The 23,103-nt window shown below is 71.9% G+C and carries 10 protein-coding genes; 8 read left to right on the top strand and 2 right to left on the bottom strand.

All coding sequences use genetic code 11. The annotated features are described in order from the left end of the window. The first annotated feature begins 184 nt into the window (after positions 1-184). Positions 185-625: a hypothetical protein gene (locus ACWGI6_RS16960; protein ID WP_453268230.1), complete on the top strand. Its 441-nt coding sequence runs from the start codon at positions 185-187 to the stop codon at positions 623-625. A gap of 86 nt (positions 626-711) precedes the next feature. On the opposite strand, the gene ACWGI6_RS16965 is transcribed toward ACWGI6_RS16960, so the two are convergent. After that, the gene (locus tag ACWGI6_RS16965) at positions 712-2,325 is read right to left on the bottom strand and encodes an AMP-binding protein (RefSeq protein ID WP_453268231.1); all 1,614 of its coding nucleotides are present in this window, start codon (positions 2,323-2,325) and stop codon (positions 712-714) included. 272 nt (positions 2,326-2,597) lie between these two features. Between ACWGI6_RS16965 and ACWGI6_RS16970 the strand changes: the two genes are divergently transcribed. From ACWGI6_RS16970 to ACWGI6_RS16990, 5 genes are all read left to right on the top strand, one after another. Next, the gene (locus ACWGI6_RS16970) at positions 2,598-8,993 is read left to right on the top strand and encodes an amino acid adenylation domain-containing protein (protein ID WP_453268232.1); all 6,396 of its coding nucleotides are present in this window, start codon (positions 2,598-2,600) and stop codon (positions 8,991-8,993) included. Then, positions 8,990-15,412, top strand: a complete 6,423-nt coding sequence (locus ACWGI6_RS16975) for an amino acid adenylation domain-containing protein (RefSeq protein ID WP_453268233.1) — start codon at positions 8,990-8,992, stop codon at positions 15,410-15,412. The genes ACWGI6_RS16970 and ACWGI6_RS16975 overlap by 4 nt, the downstream gene beginning before the upstream one ends. 129 nt (positions 15,413-15,541) lie before the next feature. After that, positions 15,542-16,600 carry a guanitoxin biosynthesis L-enduracididine beta-hydroxylase GntD gene (gene gntD, locus ACWGI6_RS16980; RefSeq protein ID WP_453268234.1) on the top strand — a complete coding sequence of 353 codons (1,059 nt, stop codon included), beginning with the start codon at positions 15,542-15,544 and terminating at the stop codon, positions 16,598-16,600. Between the two features lie 73 nt (positions 16,601-16,673). Continuing rightward, entirely contained in the window at positions 16,674-17,444 is a 771-nt protein-coding gene (locus ACWGI6_RS16985; protein WP_453268235.1) for an SDR family NAD(P)-dependent oxidoreductase, read from the top strand. 10 nt (positions 17,445-17,454) lie between these two features. Beyond that, a complete protein-coding gene (locus tag ACWGI6_RS16990; protein ID WP_453268236.1) occupies positions 17,455-18,681 on the top strand; it encodes a cytochrome P450 in 1,227 nt (408 codons plus the stop codon). 60 nt (positions 18,682-18,741) lie between these two features. Here ACWGI6_RS16990 and ACWGI6_RS16995 read toward each other — a convergent pair whose 3' ends face one another. Then, on the bottom strand, positions 18,742-20,460 hold the full coding sequence (locus ACWGI6_RS16995; protein ID WP_453268237.1) for an acyl-CoA dehydrogenase family protein: 1,719 nt from the start codon (positions 20,458-20,460) through the stop codon (positions 18,742-18,744). Positions 20,461-20,731: 271 nt separating this feature from the next. On the opposite strand from ACWGI6_RS16995, the gene ACWGI6_RS17000 reads away from it, so the two are divergent. Together ACWGI6_RS17000 and ACWGI6_RS17005 are read left to right on the top strand one after the other, a co-directional pair. Further along, positions 20,732-21,682: a ferritin-like domain-containing protein gene (locus tag ACWGI6_RS17000; RefSeq protein WP_453268238.1), complete on the top strand. Its 951-nt coding sequence runs from the start codon at positions 20,732-20,734 to the stop codon at positions 21,680-21,682. A 31-nt stretch (positions 21,683-21,713) separates the two neighbouring features. Then, positions 21,714-23,000, top strand: a complete 1,287-nt coding sequence (locus tag ACWGI6_RS17005; protein ID WP_453268239.1) for a beta-ketoacyl-[acyl-carrier-protein] synthase family protein — start codon at positions 21,714-21,716, stop codon at positions 22,998-23,000. Positions 23,001-23,103: the final 103 nt, after the last annotated feature.

Raw genomic sequence — 23,103 nt, forward strand, 5'->3', positions numbered from 1 at the left:
ACCATCCGGCAATTCGAATTGATTCACGCATGCCGGCGGGTCTGCTGGGAGAATTGGATGTAAAAGGAAATCGGCTGCCGGTAGACTCCGGCACCGCTCAGTCGGTCTGCCGTACGGAACTGCATGGGAAATCGGAGCCCCGATGAACGAGAACAACGCGATTCAAGTTTTGACATTCGCCGTCATGGCATGGGTACTTGTCCGGCAGTTCCGTGAAAGAAAATTGGGCGTCGCCACCTGGGTGCTCCCCGTTCTTCCCATAATCGTCGGTGTCCTCCAGCTGGTTCTGCGCGACCGGAACGAGCCGAGCGCCTCGATCGGTCTGGGGCTGGGAGTGGTGGCCGCGGGTGTCGTGCTGGGTGCGGTGTACGGGGCGTTCATCTCCGTACACCGGGACCCCGCAGGAGCCGTCCTGTACAAAGCGGGCTGGACCGCCGTGCCCGTGTGGGCGCTGCTGATCGCCACCCGCACCGTGTTCGAGAAGGCCGGTGACCACTTCGACGCCCCGACCAGCTTCGGGTACTTGGCGATCTCCTTCGGGGTGATGCTGCTGGCACGTACCGCGGGTATCGCGCTACGCGCCAAGCCACTGGCCCCGGGCGCGTCGGCAGCTCGTACGGCGTGACGGCCTGACCGGGCGCGCCGGGCCGCCTGGCCCGGCGCGCCCGGCATCATGTGCCGGGGCCGCCCTGGCGCCACCACCCGCCGCCGTCACACCGGCGCCGGCTTGTGGACCTCTCCCGTCAGCCGGCCCTCAGTCAGGTCCTTCCACATCACGCGGCGGCGGGGCTTGCCGCTCGAGGTCACCGCGAGTCCGCCGCGCGGCACCTGCGCCACCAGCAACTCGGCGTCGTCCAGCGCCTCGGCGAGCACGGGAAGGGCGCGCGCCGCCCAGTCGGAGTCGGGCTTCTCCAGCACCACCACGCCGGTCGAGCGACCACGGTACTGTCCGAGCAGCACCGCCACCCGCCGCTGGGGGATGCCCAGTTCGTGCAGACGTGCCTCCAGGCTCTCGGCGAACACCATGCGGCCGCGCACCTTGAGCCCGTCGCCGAGCCGGCCCAGCACATACAGCTGACCTCCGCCGAGGAATCCGGCGTCACCGGTGCGCAGCACGCCACCGGCGAGCTCCGTGCCGGAGAGTGAGGCAGGGTCGCCCACGTATCGGGTCGCCAGGGAGGTTCCCTGCACGACCACTTCGCCGACCACACCGTCGGGCACCGGACGACCGTCGTCGTCCTGCACGCTCACCGAGACGCCCTCCAAAGGGCGGCCGCAGCCGACGACACGGCCCTCGTCGCCCTCGGGCACGGCGGACGTCCAGCCCTCCTCCAGGGGCAGGCCGGTGACGGCGAGGGTGGCCTCCGCGCCGCCGTAGGCCGGCAGCAGGGCGCGTCGGTCGAAGCCGTGCGGTCCGAGCAGGGCGTCGAAACTCTGGAGTACCTGTGCGTCGATACGCTCCGCGCCGAGGATCACCGAGCGGATGGAATCGAAACGCAGGCCTTCCAGGTCGGCGGGGCGTACCCGGCGCAGGATGTACGCCAGTCCGAAATTCGGCATGGCGGCCAGCCCGACCTTTTTCTCGCTGATGCACCGCAGGTAGCGCAACGGGGAGCGGATGAAATCCTCCGGCTGCATCATCCAGCCGTCGCATCCGGTGGTCACGATGTTCACCATGCAGCCGAGCAGGCCCATGTCGTGGTGCACCGGCAGCCAGGTGATCCCGGGGTACTCCGGGCGCCATCCCAGCCATCGGCGCATCGCCGTCACATTGGCGCGCAGCGCGGCATGGGAGACCAGCACCCCCCGGGAGGCACCGGAGGAGCCGGAGGTGAACTGCAGCAGCGCGAACTCGGCTGCCGGATACGGTCGTGGGGCCGGCCGGACTCCGTCGACCAGCGCGTCGAACGCCACGGGCTCGGGCAGCCCGAGCCCGTGGGTGAGGGCCGTGACGGGTCGCTGCGCCTCCTGGTCGCACACCACCACCGTGGGGCGGGCGGTGGCGAGCAGGTGGCCCGCGTGTGCCTCGTACTCTGCGGCACGCTGGAAGGCGAACGGCGGCGGGATCGAACACGGTATGCCGCCCGCCGCGATGGCACCGAAGAACGCCGCCACGAAGCCGGGGCTGGAGCGCTGCACGATCGCCACGACCTCGCCGTCACGCACGCCGGCGCCGCGCAGTGCCTCGGCGGTGCGCAGCACCAGCTCGGCCAGTTCCGCGTAGCTGTGGTAGTCCCAGGAGTCGCCGGGACCTGCGAAGTGCAGGCCGCGGTCCGCCCGCGCCTCCTCGACCCAGTCCAGTAGCGCCCTGTCGGGGATGCTCATCGGCTGTCTTCCTCCCAGGCCCGTGCCGTGGCCGCCGCGGACGGCGGCGGACATGGCGGCATTTTGGGGGCGCGCACCGGGCGCGTGCCAGGCAGCGAGCGGGTAACTTCCGCCGCCCGGCCGCGGGGGACCCAGCAAGAACGATTGCCTGGTTGTTTCCTGGTCGACCGGCCCCCCGCGAGCGAGCATCGGCGGCAAGACCGTCAGTGAGGCGCTGGCCATGGTTCGGGCACCCGCCCGTGCCGCTGTGCGTGGGGGAAGAGGAGCCAGGGGTGCACCGGGAAGCTGTTCAGGTTCGGTCGGGGCCACACCCGAGGAGACAGGCCGCCCATACGCGCACGCCGCTGACCAGCGCAGCGCGGGCCATCTGGCTCGCCCAGCAGTTCTCCCCGAACTCTCCCAGGTACAACTTCACTCGCCGCTTCGACATCCGTGGCGCCGTGGAGCCGGAGCTGCTCCACCAGGCGATCCGACAGGCCCAGCAGGAGTGCCAGGTCTTCGACGTGCGCTTGGACGAGGACGCCGACGGCCCGTACCAGGAGTTCCAGGAGGGGCCCAACACCAGCCTGCTGACCGTCGATCTGTCGGACCGGTCCGACCCCGAGGGAGCGGCGCACGCGTGGATCGCGGAGCGCATGCGGCTGCCGATGGACCTGCGCGGCGGCCCGGTGGGCGAGGACGTCCTGCTCAAGCTCCGTGACGCGCACTGGTTCTGGTACAGCTGCTACCACCACGCGCTGATCGACGCCGCCGGCCTGGCCATCCTCACCGACCGCGTCGACGACCTGTACACCGCGCTGCTCCACGGCACCGCGCCGGGCACCCGGTCGCTCGACCCCGTGGCCGTCCTGGTCACCGAGGAGGCCGAGTACACCGCGTCCCGCCAGTTCGAGACCGACCGCGAGTACTGGCTGGAGCAGCTGGCCGACCGGCCGGACCCGGTCACTCCGGCCATACGGTCCGTCGACGGTGACGGTGACGTCCTGCGCGCCTCGGGTGCGCTGACCGAGGCCGACATGGCGGCCCTCACCCGACTCGGCAGGGGGCTGCGTACCAGCTGGACGGTGGTGGCGGCGGCCGCGGTGGCCGCCTATCTGCACGGGATGACCGGGCAACGGGACCTGGTCATCGCGGTGCCCACCACGGCCCGCCGCACCGAGGCGGCCCTGCGGACGCCGGGCATGCTCGCCAACGAGCTGCCGCTGCGGGTCCGGGTGCGGTCGGACATGACGCTGGGCGAGCTGATCGGGCAGGTGTCGAAGTCCCTCGCCGCCCTCCTGTCCCACCAGCGTTTCCCGCACGAGACGCTGCGCAGGGAGCTGCGCATGAGCGGCCTTCGGGACCGGTTGTTCCATGTGGCGCTCGACCTCGTGAGCACCGGTGACCGCACCACGCTGGGCGGCAGGCCATGCACGGTCACCAGCCTGAACGGCGGTCCGGTGGCCGACCTCACCGTCATCCTGCACCCGGATGCCGACGGCTCCGGCCAGGCCGTCGACCTGGAGGCGAACGAGGCCCGCTACGACCGGCCGGACGTGGACGCCCATGCCGTACGCCTGCCGTCGTTCCTCCGTGCCGTGGCCGCTGCGGGGCCGGACACGCCACTGGCCCGACTGCAGCCGGCAACATCGGCGGAGCGGGCCCGGGTGCTACGGGACGTCCAGCCGGCCGCGGCCCCGGTGCCACCCGCCACGATGGCGGAGATGTTCGCCCGTCAGGTGGCGCACAGCCCGCAGGCGCCCGCGGTGGAGGCCGACGGCCGTGCCCTCACCTACCGGCAACTGGCCGACCGCGTCGACCGATTGGCGGGTCTGCTGGCCGACCGCGGGGTGCGGCGCGGCGCCTTCGTCGCCGTCGCGCTGCCGCGCGGTCTGAACACGCTCACCTCACTCCTCGCGGTGATGCGGACCGGCGCCGTGTACCTGCCCGTGGACCCCGGGTACCCCGAGGACCGGATCGAGGCGATGCTCGCCGATGCCCGGCCGCAGTTGCTCGTCACCAGCGGACAGGACGGGCTGCCGAGCCGCGACGGGCTGCCGACCCTGGTCCTCGATGACGCGTCGGTGACGGCGGTCCTCGACGGACCCGAGCTCGACGGACCCGGCCGCCCGGACACCGCGGCGCGTCTGCCTCGGCCGACGCCCGGCGATCCCGCGTACATGATCTACACCTCCGGGTCCACCGGGCGTCCCAAGGGCGTCTTGGTGCCGCACACCGGTCTGGCCGCCTTTGCCGCCACCCAGGCGGAGGTGGTGCGGCCCCGCCCCGGCGAGCGCGTCCTGATGGTCAGCTCGCCCAGTTTCGACCCGTCGATGTGGGAGCTGTGCGTGTGGCTGGCCGCCGGCGGCTGCGCCGTCATCGCGCCGCCCGGCATGCTGCCGGGCCCGGAGCTTGCGGAGTTCGTCACCGAGCATCGGGTCGGCTGCGTGGGCACGGTGCCCTCCGCCCTTGCCGCGTTGCCGTCCGGTTCGCTGCCCGACGGGCTGATCATCGCCGTCGGCGCGGAGGCGCTCTCGCCCGACCTGGTGCGGCGCTGGGGCGACAGCTGCCGACTGCACAACGTCTACGGCGCCACCGAGGGCACCGTGTTCACCACCATGACGCAGGCCCTGTCCGGTCCCGGCACGCCGTCGATCGGCTCCCCGATCCGCGATGCCCGGGTGTACGTGCTGGACGACCTGCTGCGCCCGGTACCGCCCGGTGCCACCGGCGAGCTGTACCTGGCCGGGGCCGGGGTGTCGCTCGGCTACCACGGTCGGCCCGCCCTGACCGCGCAGCGGTTCGTGCCCGACCCGTTCGGCCCGCCGGGCGCCCGTATGTACCGCACCGGCGACACCGGTCACTGGGGGTACGACGGCATGCTCCACTTCGCCGGACGCGCCGACCACCAGGTAAAGGTGCGCGGGTTCCGTGTCGAACTCGGCGAGGTCGAGGCGCGACTGGCCGCCAACCCCGCGGTCGAGCACGCCGCCGCGACGGTCCACGACGGGGCCTCGGCCGGCCGGCGCCTGGTGGCCTATGTGGTGCCCGCTGCCGACGCCACCGTGGATCCGGCCGCGCTTCGCGCCTGGGTCGGCAGAACGTTGCCGGAGTACATGGTGCCGGCCGGCGTCGTCGTCCTGGACGCCCTGCCGCTCACCTCCAACGGAAAAGTGGACCGGGCCGCGCTGCCCGCCCCGGACTTCCGCGGCGCCGCCGTCCACCGGCCGCCGACGACCGCCACCGAGGCGCTGTTGTGCGAGCTGCTGAGGGAGGTGCTCGGCGCATCCGAGATCGGTGTCGACGACAGCTTCTTCGATCTGGGCGGCGACTCCATCAACGCAGTGCAGCTCGCCGGGCGGGCGGTGCGGGCAGGGCTCGACCTGACCCCGCAGGACTTCCTCACCTACCGCACCGCCGCCACTTTGGCGGCCGTCGCCGACGGCGTCGAGGCACCGCGGCGCGACCTGTCCCTGCTGCCGGACCTGCTCGGCGCGGAGCCGGCGGACGGACGGGAAGCGGAGGGAGGGGACGCGGCGGAACCGGTGGACGACCTCCCACTGACACCGCTTCAGGTGGGCATGCTCTTCCACTCCGGGTACGCCGACGACCTGGACGCCGACCCGTACATCGGGCAGCAAGTGCTCGAACTTACCGGGCCCGTATCCCTGCCTCGGCTGCGGGCGGCGTGCGAGGCGATGGTCGCCCGGCACGACGCCCTGCGCGCCTGTTTCGCGCCGAACCAGTCCGGGGAGGACCGACAGCGCATCGTCGGACAGGTGTCCGTCCCGTGGGCCGAGCACGATCTGCGCGGCGTGCCCCTGGCCGCTCAGCAGGCGCGGATCGAGCAGATCCTGGCCGCCGACAAGGCGACGCGGTTCGACCTGACGGTGCCACCGCTCCTGAGGTTCACCGCCGTCAGCACCGGCGACGAACGGCACCTGCTGGTGTTCAGCAGCCATCACGTCCTGTTCGACGGCTGGTCCGTCTCCCTCATGCTGAGGGACCTGTTCGCCTGCTACGGCGGGGACGGCCCCCGGCTGCCGTCGCCGGTCTCCTTCGCACGCTATGTGCGCTGGCTGGACCGACAGCCACGGCAGGCCGCGGTGGATGCCTGGCGGCGCGCGCTGGACAGCGTCGAGCAGCCCTGCCTCGTCGCGCCCGGCGCGCAGCCGTCCACCGCAATGCCCGCGCTGACCGTGCGCAGCCTCTCCGCGGAGCTGACCGGCGCGCTCGGCCGCGCCGCCCGTGCGACGAGCCTCACCGTCAACACCGTGTTCCAGGGAGCCTGGGCGGCGCTGCTGGCCCAGCTCACCGGCCGCGACGACGTACTGTTCGGCACCTCGGTGTCCGCCCGCCCGCCGCACCTGGCCGGTGTCCAGGACCTGGTGGGGCTGGTGATGAACACCGTGCCGGTGCGGCTGCGCCCGGCCCCGGACCGTACGCCGGCCGACCAGCTGCGGCAGGCGCAGGACGAACAGGCCGCGCTCGGCCCGCACCATCACCTGGGACTGCCGGGGGTGCAGCGCGCCGTCGGCATCGGTGAACTCTTCGACACCACCCTGGTGTTCGAGAACGCGCCGGTCGACGGGGACGCCATCCGTCGCCCCGTGCCCGAGCTGCGGGTCTCGGTCGGCGAGGCCGACCACACCGGCGTGACCCACTACCCACTCAGCCTGATCGTCCGTCCCGGGCCGCGTTTCCGGCTGGAGCTGACCCACCGCGCGGACGTGTTCACCACCGACCAGGCAGAGACGCTGCTGAACCGGCTGGAACGGTGGCTCGCCGCGTTCGCGAAGGATCCCGGCACGCTCCTGGGCCGCGTCGACCTGCTGGCGGCCGGCGAGCGCGACACCCTGGTGCACGGCCACAACGCCACCGCGGTGGAGCACCCGTCCGGCACGCTGCACGGGCTGTTCAGGGCACAGGCCCGCCGGACCCCCACGGCGGAGGCCGTGGTGTGCGGTGAGCGCCGGGTCGGCTACCGGGAACTCGACCGCCTGTCGGGACGGCTGGCGGCCGCGCTGGCTGACCGCGGGGTCGGCCCTGGGCACGTCGTGGCGGTGGCGCTGCCCCGCTCGGTGGAACTGGTCACCGCCCTGCTCGCAGTGATGCGTACCGGAGCGGCCTACCTTCCCCTCGACCCCGACTATCCGGCCGAGCGCATCCGGACCATGTCCGAGGATGCCCGGCCGACGCTCACCCTCGACACCCACACTTTCGACGACCTGATGGCGCAACAGGTCGGCGAGGTGGCACCGGACCACGCCACCGATCCGGTCCACCCCGCCTACGTCATCTTCACCTCGGGGTCCACCGGCCGTCCCAAGGGCATCGTCGTCGCCCACCGCGGCATCGTGAACTATCTGCAGTGGATGCAGCGGCGGTTCCCGCTGGCCCTCGGCGACCGGGTGCTGCAGCGCACCTCGGTCAGCTTCGACCCCTCCGTGTGGGAGATCTTCTGGCCGCTGCACACCGGTGGGACGGTGGTCATCGCCGTGCCCGAGGCCGACCAGCAGCCCGGCTATCTGCCGGAGCTGATCCGCAGCGAACGCATCCACACCGCGCAGTTCGTGCCGTCCACGCTGGAGCTGTTCCTGCTGGAGCCGGGCGCGGGCGACTGCGACAGCCTGCGGCAGGTCTTCTGCGGAGGCGAGGCCATGACGACCGGGCTCGTGGAACGGTTCCGCAAGACCAGCGACGCCGCCCTGCACAACCTGTACGGCCCGACCGAGGTGTCCATCTACACCACCTCCTGGCAGGCGGACCCGGACGGCACGACCGGTGACGTCCCGGCCGGGCACCCGGCGGACAACCTCAGGGTGTACGTGCTGGACGGCGCGCTGCGCCCGGTGCCGGCCGGGATGCCCGGCGAGATCTACATCGCGGGCCACGGGGTGGCCCACGGCTATGCCCGGCGCCCGGTGCTGACCGCGGAGCGGTTCGTGTCCGATCCGTATGGACCGCCCGGTGCCCGCATGTACCGCACCGGCGACCTGGGCATGCGCAGGCCGGACGGTGCGCTGCGCTACCTGGAGCGCGCGGACGACCAGGTGAAGATCCGCGGCCACCGCATCGAACTGGGCGAGATCGACTCGGTGCTGGGAACCGTCGAGGGCGTCCGGCAGGTGGCGACCGTGGTCCGCAAGGACTCCCTCGGGGCCGTGCAGATCGTGGCGTACGCGGTCCCCGAGACCGGCCGGCCCCTTGACCCGGAAGCCATACAGCAGCAGGCCGCCGCCCGGCTGCCCGACTACATGGTTCCGTCCGCCGTCGTACCGCTGCCCGTGCTGCCGCTCACCCCCAACGGCAAGCTCGATCGGCGGGCGCTGCCCGCACCCGCCGTGGCCACCCGCGAGCACCGTGCCCCGCGCAGCGCGCACGAGCGACTGCTGTGCCGGCTGGTCGGTGAGGTGCTCGGGGTGCAGCAGGTCGGTGTCGACGACAACTTCTTCGAACTCGGAGGCGACTCCATCACCTCCATCCGCCTGGCGGGCCGCGCCCGGCCCGCCGGACTGGCACTCACCCCGCGGGACGTCTTCCGGCACCGCACCGTGGCCGCCCTGGCCCAGGCCGCCACCGAGGTGGACCCCGCTCAGGGCGAGGCCCTTCCCTCGGCAGCGCCGCAGCTGGAACTGGACGCCTATGAGATCGCCGAACTCGAAGCGCAATGGGAGACAGGAAAATGAAGCCGACCTCGTTCGAGGCGATCTGGCCGTTGACCCCCCTGCAGGAAGGCATGCTCTTCCATGCGCTGTACGACGGCGAGCAGGAGAGCGTCGACCACTACAACATGCAGTTGCCCATCGAGCTGACCGGCCGGCTTGACCCGTCGGCGCTGCGCCGGGCCTGCGAGCAGGTCGTCGCCCGGCATCCCGCGCTGCGCCTCGGCTTCCTGCAACGCCGCTCCGGCGATCCCTTCCAAGCGGTCGCCTCCCGGGTCGAGCTGCCCTGGCAGCAGGTCGACCTGAGCGGGTTCGGGACCGAGGAACAGCGCCTCCGGCTGCGGCGGCTGGTCACCGAGGACCGGCTGCACCGCTTCACCATGACCCGCCCGCCGCTGCTGCGGTTCACGCTGTACACCCTCGGTGCCGACCGGCACGTCCTGGTCATGACCAACCATCACATCCTGATGGACGGCTGGTCGATGCCCGTGGTGGTCCAGGACCTGTTCCGCATCCTGCAGCACGGGGGCGACGCCGGTTCCCTGGAGCCCGCCGCCTCCGTCGGCGACTACCTGGGGTGGCTGAGCACCCGGGACCGCGACGCCTCCGCCGCTGCCTGGGCCGACGTGCTGGCCGGCCTGGACGGGGCGACACTGCTCGGGCACGGCGCCGACGCCACGGACATCCAGGCACCGCAGCGCCGTGTCCGCCTCGAGCTGTCCGAGGAACTGTCCCGGGCGTTGAGCGAGACCGCCCGGCAGCGCAACCTGACCCTCAACACGGTGGTACAGGGCGCCTGGTCGCAGCTGCTCGCCCTGCTCAGCGGGCGCGACGACGTGGTCTTCGGCTCCACAGTGGCCGACCGCCCCGAGGCGGTCCCGGGCGTGGACCGCATCGTAGGTCTGCTCATCAACACCGTGCCGGTCCGAGTACGCATCGACCCGGCGGAACCCTTCGGCCGACTGCTGGAGCGCATCCAGGACGAGCAGGCGGCGCTGGCCGAGCACACCTGGCTCGGGCTCGCCGACATCCACCGGATCAGCGGTCACGACAGCCTCTTCGACACCACGATCGCCTTCGAGAACTACCCGCTGCCGGATTCCGCACGCGGCGCCGAGGTCGCCGGGCTGCGGATCGCGCTGGCCCCCGACGCCCTGGAGGAAGCGCCCGAAGGCACCCACTACCCGCTCAGCCTCGCCGTCTTCCCGGGCCCGCCCCTGGTCCTTGAGCTCAACCACCGCGCCGATCTGTACCCGCCGGAGCAGGCCCGCCTGCTCCTTGAGCGGCTTCGCCTGCTGCTGGAACAGTTCGTGGCGCACCCCGACACGCCGGTCGGCCGACTGCCCCTGCTCACGGAGGAGGAGCGGCCGCTGGTGCGGCGTACCGCGGACCCGCGCCCCACGCCCGTGCCGCCGGGCACGTTGGTCGAGCTTTTCGAGGCACAGGCCGCCCGCACCCCCGACGCCACGGCGGTGGTCTGCGGCGACCGGAGCCTGAGTTTCGCCGAACTCAACAGGGATGCCCACCGATTGGCCCGCCGACTGATCGAGCTCGGCGCCGGTCCCGAACGGCCCCTGGCCATGATGCTGCCGCGGTCCACGGAAGCCGTGGTGGCGATGCTGGCGATCCTGAAGTCCGGGGCGGTGTATGTACCGGTGGACCTTGAGCAGCCTGCGGAGCGCATCTCGGCCGTGTTCACCGAGTTGGACCCGCTACTCGCGATCACCACGAGTGACATGGCAGCCCGGCTGCCGGATGGCCCCCCGCGGTTGCTGCTCGACGCGGAGCAGGCAAGGCACGGCGGCACCGACGTCACCGACGCCGACCGGATCGCCCCGCCGCACCCCGACTCCCTGGCCTACGCGGTGTACACCTCGGGTTCCACGGGGCGCCCCAAGGGCGTCGCCGTGACGCACCGGGCCCTGGCCAACATGTTCCACAGCCACCGGGCGCACCTGTTCGAGCCGGAGGCCGCTGCCGCGGACCGGCCGCTGCGTGCGGCACTGACCAACTCGCTGGTCTTCGACGCCTCGTTCAGCCAGCTGCTGTGGATGGTCGCCGGCCATGAACTGCACCTGATCGAGGACCGGGTGCGCACCGATCCGCAGGCGCTGCTCGGCCATGTCGCCGAGCACGGCATCGACGTACTCGACACCACGCCGAGCTTCGCGCGCCAGCTCATCGGCGAAGGCCTGCTGCGGGGCACATCGCCCACCCGGGTCCTCGCGCTGGGCGGCGAAGCCGTCGACCCCTCGCTGTGGGACGAACTGCGCACGGCCGACGGGGTGTCCACGTACAACCTGTACGGGCCCGCCGAGTGCACCATCGACGCGATGTACGCCCGGGTCGCCGACCATGCCCGGCCGGTGATCGGCGACCCCGCCGACAATCTGCGGGCCCACGTGCTGGATGCCTGCCTACGTCCGGTGCCGCCCGGGGTGGCCGGTGAGTTGTACCTGGCCGGTGCCGGGCTGGCCCGGGGCTATCTGGGGCGGCGTGCGCTGACTGCGGAGCGGTTCGTCGCCGATCCCTTCGGCCACGCCGGTGCGCGGATGTACCGTACCGGCGACCGCGTTCGGCGGGAGGAGGACGGCACGCTCGGCTTCCTCGGCCGTGCCGACGACCAGATCAAGATCCGCGGCTTCCGCGTCGAACCGGCCGAGATCGAGGCGGTGCTGACCGCCGACCCTGCCGTGCAGCACGCCGTGGTCGTGGCGCGCGAGGACCGTCCCGGCTCCCCGCTGCTGGTCGCCTATGTCGTCGCGGCGCCCGGTTCCGCTCCGGACCCCACCGCGCTGCACGCCCGGGTCGCCGACGCGCTGCCCGGCTACATGGTGCCGGCCGCCGTGATGGAGCTGCCCGAGCTGCCGGTCACCGTCAACGGCAAGGTCGACAAGCGTGCGCTGCCCGCGATGCGCTTCGATACCGACAGCTCCGCCGGGCCGCGCGGCGCCACCGAGGAGCAGCTGTGCGCGCTGTTCGCCGAGGTGCTCGGCCTGGACGCGGTCGGGGTGCACGACAACTTCTTCCAATTGGGCGGCGACTCGCTGCTGTCGATGCGGCTGTCCGCGCTGGCGCGGCGGGCCGGTCTCGAGGTCAGCCCCCGTGATCTGTTCGTCCACCGCACCGTGGCCGCGCTGGCCGAGGCCTGCGGCAGCCGGTCCGCCGGGCCGGCTGACCAGGTGCCGGACGGGCCGCTGCTTGAACTGACCGAGAGCGAAGATGAGGAGCTGACGGCGGCGTACCCGGATGCCGTCGACGTATGGCCGCTGACGTCGCTGCAGCAGGGCATGAGTTTCCACGCGCTGCTCCAGCCCGACGGCGTCGACCCGTACATCACCCAGCAGGCCCTGGAGCTGACCGGGGACCTCTCCGCCGCTGTGCTGCGGTCGGCGTTCGACGCCCTGCTGGCCCGGCACGCCAACCTGCGGGCGCGGTTCGTGCGCCTGGCCTCCGGCCGGGCCGTGCAGGTGATCGCCGAGCGGGCGGAGACGCCGTGGCGCGAGTGCTCGGTCGCCGATCTGGACCCCGAGCGGCAACAGCAGGAGATCCAGGCGCTGTTGGCTGAGGAGCACGACCGGCCCTTCTCCGCGACGGACGCTCCGCTGCTGCGGGTGCTGCTGATCAGGCTGGCGCAGCGGCGCCATCTGCTCGTGGTGACGGACCATCATCTGCTGCTGGACGGCTGGTCGATGCCGCTGCTGTACGGCGAGCTGTTCGACGCCTACGCGCACGGCGGCTCGGCGGACGGCCTGCCGCCTGCGGTGCCGTTCCGTACGTTCCTGGCCTGGCTGACCGGCCGGGACCGGGTGGCGGCCGAACAGGCCTGGTCCAAGGCGCTCGACGGGCTGGCCGAACCCACCCTGGTCGCCCCGCACGCCGACCTGTCCGCGTCCGTCGCCCAGGGCACCGTCGCCCGGACGCTGGACGCGGCGGTCACGGACCGTATCGGTGCGGCGTCCCGGGCCGCCGGGATCACTGTGAACACGCTGTTCAACGGTGCGTGGGCCATCGCCCTCGAACGGCTGACCGGACGCGGCGACGTCGTCTTCGGCACCTCGGTGTCCGGGCGGACCAGTGGATTGCCGGACGCGGAGCGTGCTATCGGGCTGCTGATGAACACCGTGCCGTGCCGGGCGGTGCTCGATCCGGCGGAGCCGCTTTCCGCCGCACTGGCCCGACTGCAGAGCGAGCAGGCCGAGCTGATCGCCTACCACCACTTCGGTCTGCCGGAGATCCAGCGGGTGACCGGTCTCGGGGAGCTGTTCGACACCATCGTGGGCTTCGAGGACGCGGGCGCCGCCCACGGGGACGTGCAGCACCGGCTTCCGGGCCTTGAGGTCGCGCTGCGGGACGCCTCGGTGCCCGGCACCGCGCACTATCCGCTGCGTCTGCTGGTACGCCCCGGCAGCACGCTGAACATCACGCTGCACTACCGCACCGACCTGTACACCGAGGCGACGGCGGAGGACCTGCTGGCGTCGGTGCTGCGGGTGGTCGAGACGTTCACGGTGAGCCCGGAACTCCCCGTCGGAGGCCTCGACCTGCTCAGCGCATCGACCCGCCGCACCGTCCTGGACACCTGGGCCGCGACCGCCCCGGCCCGACTGCCGCGGACCATACCCGAGATGTTCGCGGAGCGGGTCGCCGAGCATCCCCACGCACCCGCTGTCCTCACCGGCAGCGAGGAGCTCGACTACGCCACGCTGGACGCCCGGGCCAACCAGTTGGCCCGCGTGCTGCTGGGCCTTGGCGCGGGCCCGGAGCGGATCGTCGCCGTGCTGCTGCCCCGCTCTGCCCGCCTGGTGACGACCATCCTGGCGATCTGGAAGAGCGGCGCGGTGCACATGCCGGTCGACACCGGCTATCCGGCCGAGCGGATCGAGTTCGTGCTCTCCGATGCCGAGCCGCACCTGATCCTGGCCGAGCCGCAGGACCTTCAGAAGATCCCCGAGGGCCTGCGCGACCGGGTGGTGACCACCGACCGGCTGGTCGTCCCCGAGGACACCGCCGCCGGTGACGTGACCGACGCCGAACGGCCCGTACCGCTGTCGCCGCAGTGCGGCGCGTACGTCATTTACACCTCCGGCTCCACCGGCCGTCCCAAGGGGGTCCTCGTCACGCACGGCGGGCTGGCCTCGTTCCTGGCCACCCAGCGGCGGCACCTGGACCTCGGGCCCCACCGGCGCGTGCTGTGGTTCGCCTCGCCAAGCTTCGACGGGGCGATGGGCGAGCTGAACACGGCCCTGCTGAGCGGCTCCTGCGTGGTCGTCGGCACCTTTGAGGAGATGCTGCCCGGCCGGCCGCTGGCGGACTGGGTGGCGCGTACCGGGGTGCACTGCATGACGCTGCCACCGTCGTCGCTGGCCGCCATGCCGGACGGCAGCCTGCCCGAGGGCGTCACCGTGGTCACCGGCGGCGAGGTCCTGCCGCGCGAGCTGGTTGCCCGCTGGGCGCCGGGCCGCCGCATGCTGAACATCTACGGCCCGACCGAGACGACGATCATCGCCACGGTCGACGGCCCGCTGTCGGCGCAGTCCGCCCCGTCCATCGGGCGGCCGGTGGTCGGCGCCCGTATCCGGGTCCTCGACCGCTGCCTGCGCCCGGTCCCCGCCGGAGTCCCCGGGGAGGTGTACATCTCCGGTGCCGGTCTGGCCCGCGGCTATCTGCACCGGCCCGGCCTCACGGCGAGCCGCTACGTCGCCGACGCGTTCGGCGAACCGGGCGCGCGGATGTACCGCACCGGTGACATCGCGCAGTGGCTGCCGGACGGCCGCCTCGACTATGTGCGGCGCGCGGACGACCAGGTGAAGCTGCGTGGCTTCCGCATCGAGCCGGGCGAGATCGAGGTCGTACTGACCGAAGATCCGAGCGTGCGCCACGCCACTGTGCTGCTTCGCGAGGACACCCCGGGGGTACGCCGGCTGATCGCCTACGTAGTGGCCGCGGGGTCCGCGGGCGTCGATCCGGCCGCACTGCGCGAATGGGTCGCGGCCCGGCTCCCGGAGTACATGGTGCCCGCTGCGGTGGTCGCCATCGACGAGGTCCCCACCACGCCGCACGGCAAGTTGGACCGCGACGCGCTGCCCGCGCCCGGCTTCGCGCCGGCCGAGGGCAGCCGCACCCCGCGCACCGCGCGCGAGGAGCTGCTGTGCCGGCTGTTCGCCGAGGTGCTGCAACTCGACGAGGTCGGTATCGACGACAGCTTCTTCGAGCTCGGCGGCGACTCGATCACCTCCATCAAGCTGGTGACTGCCGTCCGCGACGCCGGCTTGGACCTCTCCCCGCGAGACGTGTTCACGCACAAGTCCGTCGCCGAACTGGCCGCCGTGGCCGCCGAAGCGGCACTGCAGCCCGCGGACGACGACGCGGACGCGGCCCACCTCTCCCTCGACGAAGCCGAACTGGACGAGCTGATCGGCCGGTTCACCGAGGGTTCCTGACCGGGCGGAGGACCACGCCGAGACCCTGCTCGGCGCTCCGCTCATGACCCCACCCGCCGCCTGCCAGCAGGAGGCACAGGACCACCGCCCGCCCCGGCCGAAAGGTCCCGAGCAGCGCCAAGGAACCTCATGACCCTTGCATCACCGTCCACCGCCACCGCTCCCGGACCGGTCGGAGACCGGCCGTTGGAGTACACCCTGAGCCCGCAGGAGGCCGCCGATCTCGCCGAGGCGGCCCGCTGGGCCGTCGAGAGCTGCGGCAGCCCGCTGGAGGAGGAGTTCTACGAGCAGGCCTGGCGCCACGACGGCCTGCTGCCCGCCGGGCTGCGCGCCTTCCTCCAGGAGTTCCGGTACCGGGAACCGGCCACCGCGTGCCTGGTGCACGGCCTTCCCGTTGACGACGCGGAGATAGGCCCGACCCCGGACCACTGGCTCGACGCCATCACCGGCAAGGCCGCCCGGGGGCAGGAGACCATGCTGGCCCTGTGCGGGCTGGTGCTCGGCGATCCGTTCGGCTGGGCCACTCTCCAGGAGGGCAGCATTGTGCAGAACGTGCTGCCCATCCGCGGCGAGGAGGACCGGCAGAGCGGCTACGGCAGCGAAGCGCTGCTGGAGTTCCACACCGAGGACGGCTTCCATCCGCACCGCTGCGATTACCTGATGCTGCTCGGCCTGCGCAACCCGGACGCCGTACCGACCATCGTCGCCTCGGTGCGGGATGTGCAGCTGGACGACCAGGACCGCGCGATCCTGTCCCAGGAGCGCTACCACATCCTGCCCGACGCCGAGCACATCCGGCAGCTGGCCACCAGCGATCCCGATCACCCGGCGCTGGGCAAACTGCGCCGTATGGAGAGCGACCCGGCCCCGGTCAGCGTCCTGTTCGGCGATGTTCTGGCGCCGTACCTGCGTATCGACCGCCCGTTCATGCGGTGCGCCGGCGACGACCCGGAGGCCACCGCCGCCCTGGACCGGCTGATGGCGGAACTGACCCGGGTGCAGCAGGAGATCGCTGTCGGTCCCGGCAGCCTGCTCGTCGTCGACAACTACCGGGCCGCGCACGGCCGTCGCGCCTTCAGAGCCCGCTTCGACGGAGCCGACCGCTGGCTGAAGAAGCTCACCGTCAGCCGCAATCTGCGCCGCGGCCTCGCCGGCTACCGCAGCGACCTGCGCCGCGTCATCGTCTGACCCCGTACCGGGCACCCAGGTCCTGCCTCGGAACGGTTCCGGGGCAGGACCGCCCCCTCGAAAGGCTGAGCCCTTGCGCACCGTTGTCATCTCCGGCGCCTCCAGCGGCATCGGACGAGCCACCGCGGAACGGTTCGCCGCATCCGGCGACCACGTGGTGAACCTGGACATCACCGAGCCCGACGGCTCACCCGGCACCGGCCACCCCGGCACCGTGGAACATCTGCAGGTCGACGTGGCGGACTGGGAGGCGGTCGGCGAGACGGTCCGCACCGTGCACGCCGACCGCGGACGGCTCGACGTGGTCATAGCCAACGCCGGCATCAGCACCCGGTGCGGTGTGCTGGAGCTGACCGAGGCCGACGTGCGGCGCACCATCGACGTCAACCTGCTCGGCGTCCTCGCCCTGTGGCAGCACGCGGCCCCGTACATGCTTGAGCAGGGTCACGGCGTGCTGCTGGCCACCGCTTCGGTCAACGGCTCCCGCGGCTATCCGCTCTACGCCCCCTACAACGCGACCAAGGCCGCGGTCGTCTCGCTGTGCCAGACCTTCGCCATGGAGCTCAGCCCGCTGGTGCGCACCGCGTGCGTCACCCCGGGCGCGGTGCTGACGCCGATGCAGCGACGCGAGTACACCGACGAGATGCTCGCCGAGGTCAACGACCGAATCCCGGCGCGCCGCCACGCCGATCCCGAGGAGATCGCCGCGTGCTTCCACTTCCTCGCGTCCGACCAGGCGTCCTTCGTCACCGGCCAGGAGTTCGTGGTCGACGGTGGCGAGACGGCCGGCGCCACGACCGCGTTCTTCCCCGGCCCGACCGCGCCCAGACGCCGGGACACCTGAAAGGCACCCCATGGACAACCGCCCTTTGTACGACCCGAGCGACCTGGATGCCCTCGACCTGGCCGACCCGGTGGTGCACGCCACCCGAGATCTCACCGAGGTCTGGCGGTATCTGCGCACCGAGGAGCCGGTGTACCGGCACCGTGCCACGGAGCGCGGCGAGGGATTCTGGGTGATCACCCGCAGGGACGACATCGCCACCCTCTACCGGGACAACGCCTCGTTCACCTCCGCGCAGGGCAACATGCTGGACACGCTGCTGAGCGGCAGCGACTCGGCGGTCGGCCGGATGCTCACGGTCACCGACGGCCCGGACCACACCACGTTGCGCACGATGATCACCAAACCGTTCACACCGCGCGCGCTCGGCCCGGTGCTGGCAAGCGTGCGGCGTGGCACCCACCGGCTCGTCGCGGACGCGACCGGGCAACCGGTGTGCGACTTCGGTGCGGACGTGGCGGCGCACATCCCGCTCGCGGCCATCTGCGACCTGCTGGGCGTTCCGGAGGCCGACCGACGCAGGCTGATCCCGATGACCTCCGGTGCCCTCGCCTCGGTCGATGGGCCGCCCACCCCGGAGAGCACCTGGCTCGCCCGCAACGACCTGCTGCTGTTCATCTCCGAACTGGTCAGGGCGCGGGACCGGGCGCTCGGGGACGACGTCGTCAGCCTGCTGACCGAGGAGACCGCCGGGGACCGCAAGCTCACCCGGGAAGAGGTCATCTTCAACGTCTACAGCATCATCATCGGCGGTCTGGAGACGACCCGTCTCGCGATGCTCGGCGGGGTGCACGCCTTGGCCCATCACCCGGAAATGTGGAAGGCGCTGCGGGCCGGTGAGATCCGCACCGACACCGCGGTCGAGGAGATCCTGCGCTGGACCACGCCCACCCTGCACAGCGGCCGACGGGCCACCGCTGATCTGCTGCTGCATGGCCGGCTGATCGAGGCCGGGGACATGGTGACGCTGTGGAACGCCTCCGCCAACCGGGACGAGGCGGTCTTCGACGAGCCCGACCGGTTCCTGCCGGACCGCGACCCGAACAAGCATCTGACCTTCGCCCACGGGCCCCACTTCTGTCTGGGCTCACATCTGGCGAAGGCGGAGATCGCGGCGATGCTGGAGGCGCTCAAGGAGCTGGTGGTGGAGATCCGCCCGGCCGGCACGCCGCGCCGGGTGTACTCCAACTTCCTCAGCGGCTACGCCACGATGCCGGTCACACTGGTGCCCGCCTGACCGCGACCGGACGTGGGTGGGCCGGCCGTGTGGAACACGTCCGCCCACCCAGGTCCGGCATCACTCCAGTACGGAGTCGATCGAGAAGTACCGGCCCTCGGCGCGGCAGCGCTCCATGACGGCCTCGAACCGGGGCAGATAGCGCTCCTGCTCGTCCAGCAGCACAGCCGGGTCGAGTCGCTGCAGCAGCCGACGCAGCACCAGGATCAGCCAGTCGGCGTCCGGTTCGGCTCCCTGGTGGTGCAGCCAGACCTGCACGCACGAGGCGGCTGCATGGTGCACACAGTGCTCGGCCGCCGCCCGGGAGCCGACGACCGAGTCGGCGTTGAGGCCGCGCTCGGCCACTCCGCCGTACAGCGCGGAGCGCCGCCGGTCCAGCGCGGCTGTCACCTCCGCGAGATCCGCGACCTGCTGCGGGGTGCACCGCGCCGCCGCACGCTCGGTCAGTTCGGTGAGCGCGCCGCGCCAGGACCGGACGATCTCGTCCTGCCCGCCGGTCGTCAGCGCGAGTTGCGCACCGTCCGGCAGCCACACGGGAGCCTCACGGGAGAGGTCGAACAGCTCGCTCAACACCTCTTCCGATCCGGGGGTGGGACGGTCGTACTCCTCGGCCAGTGCGACCAACTGGGTGGCGATGAGGTGGAGGTTGACGTGCGTGGTGCCCTCGAAGATCGTGGTGATGGCGTGGTCCCGGCGAATCTTCTGGAACGCGCCGGAGGCGACCAGCTCCCGCAGATAGCCCCGGGCGCCGAGCACCTTGGCCACGTGCTCGAGGACCTCCTCCCCGAGCACCGGCACGAGGTACTTCACGACCGACGACCACAGGGCCATGCGCGCCGGTACGACACTGAGTGCCCGTGCCACCGGGATCGCCGTGCACTCGGCCGCCAGCAGGTCCAGGTGTGCGCCCACGAGGTGTTCGCGCACCACCGGGATCCGGAGGATCGGATTGCCGTAGAGCCGACGCTGGTGCGCGTAGTCGAGCCCGATCCGCAGGGCCGCGTCCATGGTGCCGAGGGACATCCCGCCGATGGCGGTCCGGGTGATCTGCAGACAGCGGACCATGTCGAGGCTGCCGCGACCGGGCCGCCCGACGACGGCGTTGGCGGGGACGGGTGCGCCGTGGAGGGCGATACCGCTCAGGTCGTGGCCACGCAGCCCGACCGTGCGCACGACGGGCTTGGGTGTCCAGGAGCCGGGCGGCAGGTCCTCCTTGTCCGCCAACAGCAGCATCGGGCCGCGGGGGCCGCGGGCCAGTACGGTGACGAAGCGTCCCTGGGTGGCATTACCCACCGGCCACTTCTCGCCGTCGAGGACATAGCGGTCGCCGTCCCTGCGGGCGGTGGTAGCGGTGGCCGCCACATCGCTGCCGGCATCCGCCTCGGAGACGCCGAAGCACACCGCGTCACCGGCCAGCACGCCCTCGGCCACGACCTTGCGCTGCTCGGGGGTGCCCCAAAGCCACACCGGCTGAGCGCCCAGCGCGGTCGAGCCGAACTTCACCGCCACCGTCAGGTTGCGGCGCGCCACCGAGCGGATCAGTGCCTGAGCCGACTCCAGGTTGAGCAGGGTGCCGCCCACGGACTGCGGGACGAGGCAGCTCGTCAGCCCCCACTCGCGCAGGGCCTCGACGGCCCCGGGCGGTATCGCGTCTCGCTCCTCGTGGGCGACGGTCTCGGCGAACGCGAACGGGCCGGAAGGGGCGAGTGGATCCCCCAGCAGCCCTTCCAGCTCGGCGATCAGTCTCCTGGTGGGGCGAGGGACGGAATTCGGCTCCATTCAGCCACTCCTGTGCAGGGGTTTCGGGATGCGTCGCCACGACGTCCCGGCCCAGTGTTGCGGCCTTTCCGCCATGTCCCCAGGCATGCGCCAGGCAACTCGTCATGCCCCCAAGTTGCCGAGACAGTGCCTAGGCTTCGCGGTTCGCGGTGGTCGAGAGTAGGCGGAGCGATCTGGCGGGAAATCGAAGGGATCACCGCGAATGACTACCGAGGCCCCTGGGGAACAGGACTCCACGCTTTTTACCCTGGAGAAAACCAGGGAGAGTCTCATGGAGGTCGATGCGGCGTTCCGGGCCAATCTGAACTGGAACTACGGTGAGCGCAATAACCGTATCTGGGCGCTCTACGAAAAGAACAAGAACGCTCAGTGGAATGCCACCACGGACATCGACTGGAATCACGACGTCCGCTTCGGCGAGCCGCTGGACGAGGGCGAGAGCGCGGGCCTCGCGTCCTTCGTCGTCGGCGAAGGCAGCCCGGTGCCGAAGGAGTTGCTCAACCAGTTCCGCTGGGAGTACCTGGCCTGGATGATCAGCCAGTTCCTGCACGGCGAGCAGGGCGCCCTGGTGACCACCGCGCGGCTGGTGGAGACCGTGCCCGACATGGAGGCGAAGATCTACGCCGCCTCGCAGGTGGCCGACGAGGCCCGGCACGTGGAGGCGTACGCCAAGTACGTCGACGAGAAGCTGGGCACGTCCTACCCCATCAACCCCGGCCTGAAGTCTCTGCTGCGCGACCTGCTGCAGGAGTCGGAGTGGGACATCGTCTACCTCGGCATGCAGGTCATCGTCGAGGGGCTGGCGCTGGCGGCAACCCGGCTGGCCAGCACCGGTTTCGGTGACCCCATCATCACTTCCATCACGCGGATGATCGCCCGGGACGAGGCACGGCACATCGGCTTCGGCGTCGTCTCGCTCACCGGGATGTACGACGAGATGACCAGCTCGGAGCAGGCCGTGCGGGAGCAGTTCCTGCTGGAGTCCATCCATCTGATGTCCCGTCGCTTCCTGCTGCGGGAGGTGTGGGAGCGCATGGAGTTGGACGTTGAACGCGGCATCACCTTCGCGATGAACGACCCGATGATGTTCGGCTACCGGCAGTTGCTGTTCCAACAGGTGATCCATATCCTGCGGCAGCTCGGGCTGCTCAGCCCGAAGCTGCGTGAGCTGTTCCTCAGCGAGTCACTTGCCAAGCCCGAGGCGTTCCGCGGCATGGCCTAGGCCGGCCGCCGGCCGAACGGAACGGAGGAGCGTGTCCGCGCAGCACGACGAAATCGTCATCACCGGGCTCGCCGCCACCTCGCCCCTGGGCGGCACCGCCCGAAGCACCTGGCAGGCCCTGCTGGCCGGCGTCTCGGCGGCGGTCGGGCTGACCGAGGCCTGGGCCGCGGACCTGCCGGTGCGCATGGCCGCCCCGGCCGCGGTGGAACCGGGGCCCCTGCTGGACCGCATCCAGGCCCGGCGCACCGACCGCGCCGCGCAGTTCGCGCTCGTGGCGCTGCGCGAGGCCTGGGCGGATGCCGGCTTCACCGCCGCCGCGGGCGCACCGGGGGCGCCCGCGGCAGAGCGGGTGGCCGTTGTCGTCGGCAGCGGTATCGGCGGGCTCGGCACCCTGCTGCCGGCTCATGACCTGATCCGGGCCGGCGACACCCGCCGGGTCTCCCCGTACACCCTGCCCATGCTGATGACCAATGCGGCGGCGGCGCTGTGCGCGCTGGAAGTGAACGCGACCGCCGCGGCGCAGGCCCCTGCGACGGCCTGTGCCGCGGGCGCGGACGCCATCGCCGCCGGTCTCGACCTGATCAGGGCGGGCCGCGCCGACGTCGTCGTGGCGGGCGGTACGGAAGCGGTGATCAACCCCATGGCCCTCACCGCGTTCGCCGCCATGAAGGCGTTGTCGCGTTCCCACGACGCCCCGGCCTGTGCGTCCCGGCCCTTCGACAAGAAGCGCGACGGCTTCGTGCTCGGTGAAGGCGCGGCCCTGCTGGTCCTGGAGTCCGGGCGGCACGCGCGTGCCCGGGGCGCCCGGATCTACGCGGAGTTGGCCGGAGCGGGGATGAGCGCCGAGGCACATCACGTGACCCGTCCGCATCCGAGCGGCGAGGGGATGGCGCACGCCATCGAGCGTGCCCTCGCGGACGCAGGCCTCGAAGCCGGAGACATCGGGCACATCAGTGCGCATGCCTCGTCCACGCCGGTGGGCGATGCCGCCGAGGCGACCGCCATCCGCTCGACGCTGGGCGGGCCCGGCCGCGCGGTGTCGGCGATCAAGGCGTCGGCCGGACACCTCATCGGTGCCTCCGGGGCGCTGGCGGCGGCGATGACGGTGCTGGCTCTGCACCACCGCGTCGCGCCGCCGATCGTCAACCTCGAGGATCCGGACGACGCATGCGACCTGGACCTGGTGCGCGGCGAGCCCCGGCCGCTACCGGCCGGGGGGCTGGCCGCCCTCACCCACAGCGCGGGCTTCGGCGGGCACAACACAGTGCTTGCCTTCCGCAACGCCCATCCCGCGCCGGGAGCCGGCGGCTCCGGGTGATCCGGTGGGGCCGAAGGCCCGGTAGGCAACGCAGTGGCGGGGGCCGCGCGGGCGAACGGGGGGGGCCCGGGGGGGGCGCGGCGGTGGCGCGCGGGGGGCGGCG

It is taken from the genome of Streptomyces sp. NPDC054786, assembly GCF_053611685.1.